Origin of the sequence: Streptomyces sp. NPDC058469, from assembly GCF_042721125.1 — a bacterium.
In the GTDB taxonomy this organism is placed as follows: Bacteria; Actinomycetota; Actinomycetes; order Streptomycetales; family Streptomycetaceae; genus Streptomyces.
Window position 1 is genome coordinate 1 of record NZ_JBHXME010000117.1, and the last position, 12,611, is coordinate 12,611.

At 67.4% G+C, this 12,611-nt stretch carries 11 protein-coding genes; 4 read left to right on the plus strand and 7 right to left on the minus strand.

What is annotated here, in order from left to right; translation table 11 throughout:
- The first annotated feature begins 403 nt into the window (after positions 1-403).
- A complete protein-coding gene (locus ACFWP5_RS36515) occupies positions 404-571 on the plus strand; it encodes a hypothetical protein (protein ID WP_384166768.1) in 168 nt (55 codons plus the stop codon).
- Between the two features lie 222 nt (positions 572-793).
- On the opposite strand, the gene ACFWP5_RS36520 is transcribed toward ACFWP5_RS36515, so the two are convergent.
- The 3 genes from ACFWP5_RS36520 to ACFWP5_RS36530 all read right to left on the minus strand — a co-directional run bounded on the left by ACFWP5_RS36520 (position 794) and on the right by ACFWP5_RS36530 (position 3,111).
- Positions 794-976 (minus strand): hypothetical protein, encoded by a 183-nt coding sequence (locus ACFWP5_RS36520; protein ID WP_384166771.1) that lies wholly within the window; start codon positions 974-976, stop codon positions 794-796.
- Positions 973-1,434: a hypothetical protein gene (locus ACFWP5_RS36525; RefSeq protein ID WP_384166774.1), complete on the minus strand. Its 462-nt coding sequence runs from the start codon at positions 1,432-1,434 to the stop codon at positions 973-975. The genes ACFWP5_RS36520 and ACFWP5_RS36525 overlap by 4 nt, the downstream gene beginning before the upstream one ends.
- Before the next feature lie 945 nt (positions 1,435-2,379).
- Entirely contained in the window at positions 2,380-3,111 is a 732-nt protein-coding gene (locus tag ACFWP5_RS36530; protein ID WP_384166777.1) for a hypothetical protein, read from the minus strand.
- 239 nt (positions 3,112-3,350) lie between these two features.
- On the opposite strand from ACFWP5_RS36530, the gene ACFWP5_RS36535 reads away from it, so the two are divergent.
- On the plus strand, positions 3,351-3,497 hold the full coding sequence (locus ACFWP5_RS36535) for a hypothetical protein (protein ID WP_384166780.1): 147 nt from the start codon (positions 3,351-3,353) through the stop codon (positions 3,495-3,497).
- A gap of 108 nt (positions 3,498-3,605) precedes the next feature.
- Here the strand turns inward: ACFWP5_RS36535 and ACFWP5_RS36540 are convergent, their stop codons facing one another.
- From ACFWP5_RS36540 to ACFWP5_RS36555, 4 genes are all read right to left on the minus strand, one after another.
- Positions 3,606-6,767 (minus strand): error-prone DNA polymerase, encoded by a 3,162-nt coding sequence (locus ACFWP5_RS36540; protein WP_384166783.1) that lies wholly within the window; start codon positions 6,765-6,767, stop codon positions 3,606-3,608.
- The gene (locus tag ACFWP5_RS36545) at positions 6,760-8,283 is read right to left on the minus strand and encodes a DNA polymerase Y family protein (protein ID WP_384166785.1); all 1,524 of its coding nucleotides are present in this window, start codon (positions 8,281-8,283) and stop codon (positions 6,760-6,762) included. The genes ACFWP5_RS36540 and ACFWP5_RS36545 overlap by 8 nt, the downstream gene beginning before the upstream one ends.
- A gap of 5 nt (positions 8,284-8,288) precedes the next feature.
- The gene (locus ACFWP5_RS36550; RefSeq protein WP_384166787.1) at positions 8,289-8,846 is read right to left on the minus strand and encodes a hypothetical protein; all 558 of its coding nucleotides are present in this window, start codon (positions 8,844-8,846) and stop codon (positions 8,289-8,291) included.
- Between the two features lie 486 nt (positions 8,847-9,332).
- Complete coding sequence (locus ACFWP5_RS36555; RefSeq protein ID WP_384166788.1) at positions 9,333-9,725, minus strand: hypothetical protein; 393 nt, start codon at positions 9,723-9,725, stop codon at positions 9,333-9,335.
- 160 nt (positions 9,726-9,885) lie between these two features.
- On the opposite strand from ACFWP5_RS36555, the gene ACFWP5_RS36560 reads away from it, so the two are divergent.
- Together ACFWP5_RS36560 and ACFWP5_RS36565 are read left to right on the plus strand one after the other, a co-directional pair.
- The gene (locus tag ACFWP5_RS36560; RefSeq protein WP_384166790.1) at positions 9,886-10,779 is read left to right on the plus strand and encodes a helix-turn-helix domain-containing protein; all 894 of its coding nucleotides are present in this window, start codon (positions 9,886-9,888) and stop codon (positions 10,777-10,779) included.
- 323 nt (positions 10,780-11,102) lie between these two features.
- Complete coding sequence (locus ACFWP5_RS36565) at positions 11,103-12,194, plus strand: hypothetical protein (protein WP_384166792.1); 1,092 nt, start codon at positions 11,103-11,105, stop codon at positions 12,192-12,194.
- Positions 12,195-12,611 lie beyond the last annotated feature (417 nt).

Below are 12,611 nucleotides of genomic sequence, written 5' to 3' on the forward strand. Positions count from 1 at the left end.
CCACAAGCGGCAGAGCGTTTTCAACCACACCCGGCACCCCTGGGTGGGTGAACCATACGAAGGGCTCACCGCCTCCCGCAGAACAACGTAGGGAGTATCTTGCTGCCCTAGCAGAACTGCTCGCCTATTACGTGAGCTTTCAGCGCCGCAGCTTGATGGCTCTACTCGCATCGTTGACGCCGAGGCCGGCCGACTGCGTGATCTGGGCACCGCGACCTCTTGATACATCACCCCAGATCGCTCCTCGCGGCCCGAATCCCGCCTTCCCCGTGATCAGTCTTCGGGGCGGGCGCAGCGCGCTGGGGAGCGCCGTACTAGCTGCTTAAGCGACCCGCCGACCCTTGTAGGTCGGAAGGTTCAAGTCGTGTTCTTTCTGCCGGACTCTGCCCCGTGGTGGGCTGTCTTGGGCATCGCATTCTTGTTCATCATCGTGACCGGTGCAGGGGTCGTCCTGCGCGCGGTCTGGCCGCAGCAGTCGAGTGACCGCAAGGAGCTGCTGATGCAGCGGCAGCGCGCGCGAGAGCAAGAGCGCAAGCGTCGTGAGCGGCGGGAGGTAGAGACCCGGGAGTGAGCGGCGGGAGGCATAGGGGTGGATGACAAGCTCAACTTTCCACCCCTTCTGTCCGTTGACATCAAAGTTTGTCGACAGCAACGCCCTGGCCTGCGACGACGGGACTGCATGACAAGCCGTCGGATGCGCGCTTCCCTGATCAGGTGTGTGGCGAGGAGCCGAGTAGGGAGTGCGAAACAGGCGCCAGAAACCCGCCACGGGGTGGCCTTTAGGTCTTGAGACTCATGGCCCGACCGCCTGGCCCGGGCCACCCCGCCGGGGTAGTTGCTGGGTGTCGACGTTGCGATCGCCCTCGTCGACGTGGCGGCCACGGAATCTTCGTACGATCAGGGTGCACAGGGACAATGCGCAGGCGGCGGCGAACGAGCCGAGGAACTCCGGCAGCGCGGCGGCGAGGATGGTCATGCTCCGCCTCCTCGAACGACGTGCTCCTGGCGACGTTTGCACTCGGAGCCCAGGCGCTTGAGCTTGCGCCGCACCCGCTCCCCGTACGTCGCTTCCTGCCCGGCGCTGTCTGCGGTCTCGGCCCAACTGCCCCCAGTGCGGGCCCAGCTGAGTGCGATCTCCGTGTCCGCATGTGGCAGTTGACTCAGTACGGTGCTGATCCGGTCATCGATGAACGCGTCGTCCAGCAGGGCTTCTGGACTCTGTGCGCCGGGGAGCGCGTCGGCCAAGGTTAGGCCGTCGCCAACAGGTCGGCTCAATAGCGCCGTTCGTTTGCCCTGCACTCGACGTTCCCACAGAGGTTGCAGCCTCTTATGTTCTGTCTTGCGGTGGCGATGCAGCAGGTCGGTAATGAAGGGATCGTGCGCGCATCCGCCCCCCAGCGCCTCGACCCAATCCCCCAGCAGTGCCATCTCCACGGCCTCACGCCAGCTCTCCGGTCGGGCGAGGCTAAGCCAAGTGCGACTGAAGGCGTCGACGCCCTCAGCGTCGCCCTCGATCGCAGCGTTGCGTGCGACGAGAGCGGCGAGCAGCGCTTCGCGGGTAACGAGGGGCCACGGTACCGCGCCAGCGGATGCCAACTCGATCAGAGCAGTGCATAGCACGGAGTCGATGACCCGCAGAGAGTCCGACTTGGGGCAGCGGCATCCGTGGCTGGCCGGGCATTGGTGGCTCTCCATGCTTGCGCGCCACCGCGCAATGTTTGCGATTACGCGCGAGGCGAGGTTGGCAGGAGCGGTAGCGGCTACTTGAAGGCGGGGCGCATCCTTGTACTGCGCCTCAAAAAACTGGTGGTCCGTTGTCGCCCATGGGTGAAAGGGGTTCCCCGCACTCCAGGACTCAGCCAGCAACTCCGTGTACCGCGCGAGTCCCTCGAGTGACGGCTCAGGCATCGGGAGTTCGACCGCGACCACGATGTGCACCCGTGGGACTCCGTCTTCACCGACGGTTACCTCGCCGTCTTGGGGGGTGCGTGGACGAAGGAGCTGAAGGGCGCTGGCGAACTCGCCGGCGTGCAAAGAGGGATACATGCGGACTCCATGAGGGCTCGTGGAAATGAGGCTTCTCCCTCTGGGCGTTGCTGGAGTCGCATCCGACAATCTTTCTTCGGATCGGCGCTGTGACCCCTGCCACAATATGAACGTTGTGAGCTCGGCAACGGTCTCGTCCCGCGGGTCCAGGCGTTCCTTGAGCTCGGCGACCTTGGCCTTGAGCCGGCCTGCGTGCACCCGGACAAGAACGGCCTGGAGCCCGACAGGATCGCTCCGCCTCTGAATGCGCCGCCGGACCAAGAAGGGGCACCGACCCGCCTCCAGGGTTCGCGGGCTTCCTGGAGTGCTCGCCTCACGCGTTGGCGAGGACGGTCATGAAGCGCCGGCCCGCCAGGACGCGCCGAGTTCGGCAAGGTGCCTGCGGAGGGCGAAGCGCTGCTCCTCAAGGTCCTGCGAGGCGGGAGACAGGAGATAGATATTGTCTCGGTAGGGGCGGAAGCCCAGGCTCTGCCACCCTTGGGCGATCTTGGCGTTCACGCGGTCCCACTCGGACCTGTCCGTCAGACGTTGGCTGCTGATGTCGGTGACGCCGGGAGAGCAGGCGATGGCCCGACAGCCGGCCATGAGTCGGTTGATCGCCTCGCTGGCGAGTACGGCCGCCAGGCCGTGCCCGCGCCACGGGGGATCCAGTGTCACTCGATCCATGACGAGCAGCGCTGAGCCGACGTACTCCAGTCGTTCGCTGACTTCGTCGGTAAAGGAGCCCGTCGCGGGATCGAGGAGGACCTGGGCTGTCTCGTACAGTTCCTCGGACTCCTCCTCCATGGCCCAGAACGCGTTCCGGCCGCGGTCGAGGTGCACTCGATAGAAAGTCATCGACCCCACGGTGCCGTTGTCCTCTGCGCGCGAGGCGCAATCCGCGCCATTGCAGGCACCGGCCGCCGCTGGACCCGTCCCGCCTCTGTGCGTACGCCGACGGTGAAGGATGGCCACATCCCAACGCTCCAGCGTGTCGGCCTGCGGGGTGTCCAGGAGTTCATCGTCGTAGCAGATACGCAGATGCAGCTCGCCGGGATCGCCGGGCAGCGAGGAAGGCTCGATCACTGCGGCAGCCTAGCGAGACCCACGGCCCGGCACCGCACGGCTGGAGGCGTCCAAGGCCCCCACGGTTCAAGTGAATTCCAACACAGTCGAGTTGGGGCAATATCCGAGGGCGGGTGGAGGGGCCGAAGCTCCTCATCGCTCCGACCTGCAAGGTTTTGAGTACCGACGCGGATAACTCACCCACGACACCCTAAATGGGTAAATTAGCGAGATAAGCAACTTCTTGTACGGTCTGCCGCATGGAACTAGAAGCGCAGTTAACGACCTTCTCCAGCCCGATTCTGGCCCTGCTGACGGTGCTGTTCGCCGTAGCCCTGGCGCATCCTGAACCACAGGTCAGGGCGCGGGCAGAGCGGATCCTCGCAGCGATCTTCCGGGTCCGGTAGGTCGGTGCAGGCGCCAGCTTGAGCCGGGGCTGCGCGCTTCCGGCGTCAGCACCGTGCGGGACGGGTCCACTGCAGACCAGCGAAATCAAGGCCCACCAGCTGGAGTTACTACCGAGGGCCAGGCCGGGCTGTGGTCGACACCGTCACAGGCTCGGCCTGGTGGACGATGATGTTGACCGCGCCGTACGACCGCTCCACATGTCCGTCCAGGAGGACGGCGGCGGCTTCCAGCAGGGTGCGGTGGCAGCGTTCCCACACGGGTGGGGAGAAGACGAGGTTCACCATCGCGGTCTCGTCCTCCAGTGCCCCGAAGGCGACGCCGTTCGCGGTGGGCGGGCGCTGGAGGTATTTGGCGAGTCCGCCGAGCCGTACGCGGGTCTGGTCGGCGAGGCCGCGGACCACGGCGGCGGTCAGGGCGTCGCGGCGGTCGAGGTAGGGCCGGATGTGGTGGACCGGGTGGTTGGTGGCGCTGGCGCCGGTGGCGGCCAGGTCGGCGGCGGTCTCTTCGGCCGGGCTCATGGCCGGGAGGTCGGGGGCGTCGGCGAGGGTGCCCAGCCCGGGGAGGTAGGGCTGGTGGCTGTGGGGGAAGGCGCCGGCCGTCCACAGGACGGCGCGGCGGTGGTCGCCGAAGGCCGCGAACGCGCCGGCGGTGGCGAGCTGTTCCATCAGCCGTGCGGGCAGCCGGGTGCGGCGGGCGACGTCCTCCAGGCCGGCGAAGGGCTGTTCGGTACGGGCGGCGACGATCGTGTCGGCGATCGTCTCGCTCAGGCCGGTGACGCTGGTCAGGCCGCGGCGGATGGCGAACGTCCCCTCCTGGCCGTCGGGTTCGAGGATGGCGTGCACGTGGGAGGAGTGGATGTCGACGTCGCGCACGGTGATCTGGTGTCGTTGGGCGTCCTGGATGAGGGTCTGCACGTCGTAGAAGCCCATGGGCATGTTCGCCAGGATTCCCGCGGTCAGGGCAGCCGGATAGTGGTGCTTGATCCAGGCGCTGGCGTAGATGATGTGAGCCATCGACTGGGCGTGGGACTCGGGGAAGCCGTAATCGCTGAACGCCTCGATCATGTGGATGATCTGCTCGGCCGCCGCAGGCGGGATGCCCTTCGCGGTCATACCGTCCGCGAGACGGCCGCGTAGCTCGGCGACCTTTTCCGGGGCGTGTTTGGCGGCCATGGCCTTGCGCAGCCGGTCTGCGTCTCCGGGGGTGAAATTGGCGCAGTCGATGGCCAGCTGCATGGCCTGCTCCTGATACAACGCGACGCCGAGCGTCTTCTCCAGCGCGCGGCGGGCGAGCGGGTGAGGGTAAGTGACCGGTTCCTCGCCGCGTCGGCGGCGTAGATAGGGGTGTTTGGAGCCGGCCTGGATCGGTCCGGGCCGGATGATCGAGGCGGCGATGGCCAGGTCGTTGAAGTTCTCCGGCCGCAGCTGGGGCAGGGTGCTGATCTGGGCGCGGGACTCGACCTGGAAGACCCCGATGGTGTCTGCTCGGGCGATCATGTTGTAGACGTCCGGGTCGTCGGGCGGGATCGAGGCGAGGTCGAGGCGTACGCCGTAATGCTCGGCGATCAGATCGCAGGCGGTGTGCAGGGCACCGAGGGTCCCCAGCCCCAACAGGTCGATCTTGATGAGGCCGGCGGCGGCCACATCGTCCTTGTCGCCCTGGAGAACGGAGCGGCCCTCCGCGGTGGCCCACTCCAGCGGCATCACCTCCCCCAGCGGCTGCCGGGTCAGCACCATGCCGCCGACATGAATACCCAAGTGCCGTGGCAGCGTGTGGAGTTGGGCGGCAAGGCCGCGCACCTCGGCCGGCAGGTCGGTGCCGGGGCCGGGCGGGGTGTGGTGGATGTGCCGGGTCATCTCCCGGATCTGGGCGGCCGGGTAGCCCAGGACCCTGGCCGCGTCGTGCACCGCGAGCCGGGGTTGATAGCTGATCACGTTGGCGACCTGCGCGGCATGATCACGCCCGTAGCGCCGGTAGACATACTGGATGACCTCCTCGCGGCGTCCGGCCTCAAAGTCGATGTCGATGTCCGGCGGGCCGGCCTTCTCGACGCTGAGGAACCGTTCGAACAACAGGCCATTTTTGAGGGCGTCGACGGCGGTGATGCCCAGGACGTAGCAGACCACGCTGCTGGCGGCGGAGCCGCGACCCTGGCACCAGATGCCGCGTCCGACGGCGAACTGCACGATGTCGTGAACGATCAGCACGTAGCCAGCCATGCCCAGCGCGCTGATCACGCCGAGTTCATGGTCGAGCTGTTTCCACGCCGCGCGCGCCTCGCGGTCGGGATCGTCGCGGTCCGCGTACCGCGCGGCGCAGGCACGTTCGGCGAGGTAGCGCAGCCACGTGTCCTCGGTGAACCCGGCGGGGGTGGGGAAGCCGGGAAGCTGGGGCTGCAGGGCATCGAGGTCGATCACGCTGGTGCGGCCGAGGTCGAGGGTGGTCTCCAGCACGCCGGGGTAGCGGGCCATCCGCTGTCGCATCTCCTCGTACGAGCGCAGGTGAGCGGTCGGGGCCGGCATGAGGTGGCCGGCCGCCTTGTCCAGGGTTTCGCGGCGGCGCAGTGCGGTGAGCGCCTGGGCGAGTCGGGCCTGATGAGGTGTGGCGTAGTGGACGGCGCCGGTCGCCACGACGGGCAGGCCCAGGCGTCGGGCGGCGACGACGGTGACGTCGTTGGCCACGGAATCGCCGGGAAGATGGTGATCGAAGAGTTCGGCGTACACGTTGCCGGTGCCGAAGACATCGCTCAGGCGGCCCAGGCGGTGGGCGACCGAGGTGACGTCCCGTCGTTCTGCGTCGGAGGCGGGGCAGCCGGGCAGGACCGCCCAGTGGCCGCTGCCGGCGGCCGTGGACAACAAGTTCAGGTCGTAGACGGGGGCGTTCTTGGCACCGGCCAGCTGGGCTGCGCTGATCGCCGCCGACAGCAGCCGGAAGCCCTCCACGCTGCGGGCGAGCACCACGGGGGTACCCAACTCCGCGTCGCCGAGGGTGAGTTCGGCGCCGTATACGGTGCTGATCCCGGTCGGGGTCGCGGCCTCGGCCAGGCGCCGTGCGGCGTACAGGCCGTCCCGGTCGGTGACCGCCAGCGCCGTGATGCCCAAGCGCCCGGCCTCGGCGACGAGTTCGTCCGGCTGAGCAGCGCCCCGAAGGAAGGAGAAGGCGCTGTGAGCGTGGAGTTCGACCCAGCCCGGCTCCCCGCCACCCGGCCGACGAGCGGCCGTGGAGCGGGTGGTGGGAAGGTGCAGGACGGTGGCGGCGTTCTCACCCATAGTGGGCCTCGGCCCACCAGCGGCCGTGTTCGATCGTCAGCAGCCAGGCGTGACCGTCGGCGGTCGTGATCTGCATGCGGGCGATCCGACGACCACGGTCACGATCCCACCACCGTTCCAGGACCGGCCACGGGCCGCTCCACCCGTCCACCACGGCCTCACCGTGGCCCTCGACCGTGAGCCGGTCGGGTGTGGCAGACAGGGCCAGACGTCCCGAGACGGTCACCTGCTGGGCGCGGGGGTCGGTGAGCTGGGCCGGCAGCCACCGTGGAAACACGGTGGCCGGGTGCGGGGCGGGCAGCCGCCCCGGCCAGGGCCCGTCGGGCAGGCGCGGTCCGCTGTCGAGATCGCCGAACGGGACGAGGCGGACCTGGTCCGACGGACCCCGGCCACCGCCCAACTCGGCACGCACGACGGCCCGGTGGCCGAGCATCGCCTGCACCCGGGCAACCGCGCGCTCGATCTCCTCCGATGTGCGCCCCTCGCCGAACAAGGCACTCTGGCGACCGGTGGCCGCCGTCAACTGCTCCGGACGCAGCACCAGCTTGACGATGCCCGCTTCGCCGCCGGCATCGAGCAGGCCAGCGTCGGACCACGCTTGCAGGACGCCGCGCACCCGCTCGGCCACCGCCAGAGACGACAGCCGTCCTTCGTGACGGAAGGTCCTCGACAGACTCCGGCCGCCGACCAGCTCCACGACGGTCTCCAGCCGGGCACACACCACTCCGGCCGCCATCAGCCGCTCGTGGAGCTGCTCGGCGGACGCCTTCGCGGCGAACACGACGGGGTCCAGGAGGTGCACGGCCGGCTCAAAGACGTACGACACAGTGTGCCCGCCAGAACCCGTCCGTACGGCGAGAGGGCGCTCATGGTGTCCGCGAGCGGTGCGGTGGGCGGCGATACCCTCGGCGCCGAACCGGGCCAGCACCCTCTTCTCGGGCAGCGCCGCGAACGCGCCGACCGTGCGGACACCCAAACGCTCCAGCAGCTCCGCCAGCCGGGGCAGACCCAAGACTCCCACCGGGTAGGGGGCCAGCCAGGCCGCGTCACCGCCCGGGGCGACGAGCTGTCCGGTGCGGGCGGCAAGCGCCGCCGTGAAGACCGAGTCGGCGATGCCCGCCCGGGCATGAAGATCCACCTCGTCCAGGGCTGCGGCAAGGCGTTCGACCAGGTGCGGCTCGCCACCCCAGTATCGGGACGGGCCACGGGCGGGCGCGGCGACCAACCCGGGCCTGATCACCTCCAGGCGCGGCATGACCGTGTCCTCGATGTGCCGTACGGCGGGCTCGAAGACACGGAACTCGGCGGCGAGATCCCTCTCGACCACACGCAACTGCGGGCAACGGGACTGCGCCACGCGCACCCGCATCCGGCGCCGCACGCCCGCCATGCGCGCGGACCCCGAACAGGCCACCACCTCGTCGCGATGGACAACGGCGATCGGACCAGCGTCCAGGTCTCCGGCGGCGATGACCGGATAGTCGGGGATCCAGCCGACGATGATCCTGCTGACCATCGCGGTCACCCCACCACGCGCAGTACCGGCCGCTCCCCGTGTTGGACGTCGGACACGGTCGCGGGACCGTCCGGTACAGCAGCGCCCGTGGGCAAGGGAGCGACTCGGCCGTCGGGGCCGGGCAGCCACATGTCCGCATACCGCGGTACCGCAGACGCGCCGCGCCCAACGGCCGCCACCCGCACCCGCCGACCTCGCAACACTCCATGCCCCTCGCTGACCCCCTCCCACGCCGCGGACACCACGTTCATCCGGACCTCGGCGCCATCCCACGACCCGGCGGCCAACAACACCGACCCGCTGCGCCGCAGCACGGCAGCTAGCCGACGAGCGATCTGGCCGGGCACCGTACCGAGCTGTCCCACCAGGACGACCGGGACCACCTCAGCCAAGGTGGCCACCACCTGCGCCCACTGACGTCCGGGCTCGTCAACCCACAGACCGCTCGCCAGATCCAGCCCGACGGACTTGGCCGCGAGTGCACCCATCTGCGGCAGGCCGACCGCCGCCCAACCAGCCGTGCCGACGGACGCCTCGGCGGCGAGTGCCAGAAGCAGGGGCATGTCACCGCCCGCGCTCACCGCGGTTCCGGGACGGATACGCCCCTCAGGTAGCAAACCGCCGATCGACGCCCCGTACACCGACTCGGCAACACGCTCGTCTGCCCGCTCGCTCGCCCCCGGTCTTGCACTCATGACTCGATATTCGGTCATCAGTTCGAATGATTCAAGTCGCGACTGCCGTGCTGTTGTGACGCTCAGCGCCAGTTGGCCGCGCGCAGCGATACATGGCCACTCGGTCCGGCGGCGGAAGGTCCACGTTCCGGTGAGGGCCGGTCCACCCCCAGAAGTGCGCTGCGCGCGGCACTGGATGACTCAAAAGTTACAAGATAATCACGGTTATCCTGTGCGCATGACAGAGGCCACCCGGACAGACGTCAGGACCTCGGTAGAGGAGGGCGTCACCACGGCCCGACCTTCGGACCCGGGACACGAAAAGGGCGCCGGAGGAGCGGCATGCTCCGCCCGGCGCCCGAGGGGGCTAACGCGTCAGTTCACGAAGGCGCAGACCACCCCGACCACGGTGAGTACGCCACTGAAGGCGCAGCCCGCAATCCGCCAGCGCAACCAGCGCGGCGTGGGTGCGGTTGCGCTGCCGCCGGTCAGGCTGAAGACCAGGGCGGCGAACATCACTGCGGCGACGACCACGGCGGCAGTCCAGCCGATCCGACTCCCGCTGGGCGCGCCGTTCGTGAGGTCGAGCAGCGCGCCGTATACCGCACCGATGTCGACCACGGCGACCACGGCCGCCCCGCCGGTCCAGGACCAGAGCGGGATCGGGCCGAGCGCATCGGCCACCGCGAGACGATACGTGGTGAGCGTGGCCCCCACGGCGAAGAGCAGACCGAATACGGTGAACAGGCCCCAGGCGTTGGTCGTCACGCCTCCCCCTCATTGAGGATCACCTTCCGGGGGCCGCGGCTCGACCCCCGGAAGACCAGTGTCCCCGAATAATAGGGACGAGTGGGAATGCTGGACAAACATGGAGGTCAGAGTGGCAGGAAGGCCGACGAGGCCAGTAGCGGCAGGGATTCCCGGCCCCGTGCGGGAACTGGTCATGCGGCTACGGGAACTGCGCGCCGCCGAGAACCTGACTCTCCGGGAGCTCAGTCGCCTAACCATGATCCCGATTTCGACGCTTAGCGATGCCTTCGCCGGCCGGACGATCCCCACCCTGCAAATAGTCATGGCCATTGCCCGCGCCACCAAGGCCGACGAGCAGGAGCTGCGCACCCTGTGGGAAACAGCGCGTGGGTCCGCCTATGCCGCCAGGGCAGTGAGGAGACGTGCCCGGAGAACCGAGGACATCAAGGGCGCGGACCTTGGCGCGCCGCCCTCCGATGCGAACAGGGTGATGGAGTCTGCCGCCCGCGAGGCGCAGCAGCGCACTGTTGTCCACGACCTGTATCGACTGGCGGGACGACCGAGTGTGCGAGAGCTGGCGGACGCCACCGGGCTGTCTCGGTCCGCCGTGCACCGGGCGGTGTCGGGGCAGTCCACAGCCGGCGCACGGAAAGTGGCCGATGGCCTGGCAGCTCGACTGGCCCCCGGCGAGCGAGAGAAATGGACAGCCAAGATCACTCACGTGTACGAGGAGGCGGCCCCGGGGGCCGAGGAGACAACTCCCCCGTTCCGGGCCCTCCACGCCGATGAGCGCGAGACGGTCGCAGCGGCCTTCTCCGAGTTCGAGCGCAGCCTCCAGCAGGTGCGCAACCTGATCGCCCACGGCAGCGTGCAGATGCCGCCGGAGATCCGCGCCCAGGTCATGATCCTCGCAGCCACCATGGAGCAGGCGCGATCAGGCCGACCTCTCGACCCATCAGGGCCTTTCAGGTCCGAGGTGCTCGCTGAGCATTACCGACTGGTGATGCAGGAACAGGCCGGCAACGCTACGTCGGCAGGTGGCGCGACCTCTGACCGGAGGGACAACGTGTGAGCGCGGCCGACCTGTTCAGAGCTGTAGCCGGGCCCTCGCGCAGCGCGACGCCGGTCAACAACCAGCCCGCCGTCCGGGCGCCCGCCAAGGTGCGCTATCCGGTCCAGGGCATGGCCGTACGAGAAGTGGGCGCTGGCGCCGGTGGGCGCTGGCATCGACACCCCTGTCCGCCTCACCAGCTACAGCGACAAGTACTTCCGTCGCATTGCAAGGGAGGATGACATCGACGCCCAATAATCCGGGGCCGGAGCAGCGGATAATGACTGGCTTACTTCCTGCGATATCCCGACGGCCCCGTCCATCTTCTGGAACAGTACGGAGGCATGCCCCATCCCCGCGCGCGCCAGTTGGCCGAGGTCCTCGCCGGCTATTTCTTCCGCTGGTCCCGAGGAGGCAAGACCCGCTCGACGGCAGACCAGGCCATCACCCAACTCAACCGAGCATTGCTCGATCTGGACCTTGCAACGCCAGCTCCTGCCAGAGTGAGGGCGGCTTTGCGACTTCGCCACCTCATAGATTGGGAATCAGGTTTAGCACAAGTATTGAGTATTCCAGTTCTTGTATGGTTCTTCACATTGACTTGGCCAATCCTAGCCGTCTTCCTTTCGATTCCATTTCTTCACATTGAGGGGAGACTCGTAACTACTGATGACCATGTCCCGTTAAGCGAGTGGAAGAAGTGGCCAACGCATTTCGCGACGGTCACATCGGTTGGCATGCAAGTACTCATGATTTGCATGACGGCAATAGTCGCGCTCATGATATTTGCGTCCCCCTATATTCTAGGCGTCGGCATCTGGTTGGGGCGCTGGTATGGCGGAATCCCCGTCCTGGTTACTCGGTCGCGCCTGCAACCCATCCTTGTAATTTCCGCAGCCGTAAAAGCAGCTTCGACAGCGAAAACTTCTTCCTGGCGAAATCGCCCGGAAAATCTACGGCAGTTTTCACGGACTCTTCGGGGGTCCGAAATGGCCATTATGAGACTGCACCGATCCAGTTCCTCACTGCCGCTCATCTCTCACAGAAGAAAGATCCTTAAAAGACACGCACGCTTAGTGGTGGCTGCTCTTCGCCGAGCAGAGGCAGGACTTGACTCAGGAGTGAACGAGGCGCTGCACGACACTGGAGCCCTCCTCATTCAGATCGCGAACCGCATAGCGCACGACCAGATTGGCCACCTGCTGGATGATTCTCAAATTGAAAATCTGGAGCCAGCGCGAGACCCCGAACCAATACGACTAGTTGCCGCAGCGGCCTCAATCGCCGCCGCAGCAGTTTCTGTCTCCTTCATGCATTTACCAGAGGGCAGCAATATTTATGTAATAGGCGGCCTAAGCACAGCGATATTGGCGGTTATCTATGGCCCGCGCGTGCATCAGATGGTCAGCGTGTTCGGCGCATTCAGAGGGGGGTAGCCAGTCGCTCATACACCCAATTCCCCGTCAGCAGGCAGAGGTGAGTGCAACCAGGAGCTGGCTCAGAAGGGTATCGGAGGCACATGGTGTGGCCGGGGACATGGATGCCCCGGCAGCCGACGGGTCGGTTGCCGAGTCCGCACCGTGCGCGCAGGGCACCCAGGCAGGTGCTGGAGGCACCGGGGATGGTGGTGTGCTCATCGCGTGGCAGCTCCACAGATCCGAGCTGATGTGAGCTGGGGTCAAATGACGTACCCACGAATGGAGTAGGCGCTCCTCCACTCGTGGCGCCACCGTCCGCCTGGCGGCTCGCTTCGCCCCATGACCTCACAGGTCTATGAGGGTTCCGGGCGGCTCGTCCACCCGAACGGGCGAGTGGTGAAGAAGACCACAACTGCCTGATTCTGTTGGTTATTC